At 54.8% G+C, this 409-nt stretch carries 1 protein-coding gene; it reads right to left on the reverse strand.

Annotation, left to right across the window (positions count from 1 at the left end; all coding sequences use genetic code 11):
• A partial coding sequence (locus KMS84_RS43990) for a hypothetical protein (RefSeq protein WP_256921376.1) occupies positions 1–331 on the reverse strand: 331 nt, incomplete at its 3' end.
• Positions 332–409: the final 78 nt, after the last annotated feature.

The following is a 409-nucleotide window of genomic DNA, read 5'->3' on the forward strand; positions in this document are numbered from 1 at the left end:
GAAATAATAAGATCACCATTATCTCGATCTTCAACAGGCCTTTGCGCCGTTTCGAGCGTTCTGAGTTCGATAACCGTACCTTGAATTTGAACCAGGCAACGGTCAGTGCGATATAAAGCATTAGGCGCCAGGTAAAGAGCGGCCAATAGTGGTCGGTGCGCCAGGCTTGCCATTGCTCGGCGCTGTCGAACATGTTCATCAGGACAGCGCTGAGTAGGACTACGAGGGCGGCAGTCGCGAGCAAAACACCCAGAACAAGCAGAATGCTCCTCCCGGTTCGTCGAACCAGCGAACGGTTGGGAGCGGCGACAGGCTCCTGTATTTCGGTCATGGCCTTTCTCACTGTTTGTTCTGGGCGGGTGACTGCAACTGGTCCAATCGATTCGTTTCTGGGGCTCCCGGGGACACG

The sequence above is a fragment of the Streptomyces hilarionis genome (genome assembly GCF_024539675.1).
Taxonomy (GTDB): Bacteria; Actinomycetota; Actinomycetes; order Streptomycetales; family Streptomycetaceae; genus Streptomyces; species Streptomyces hilarionis.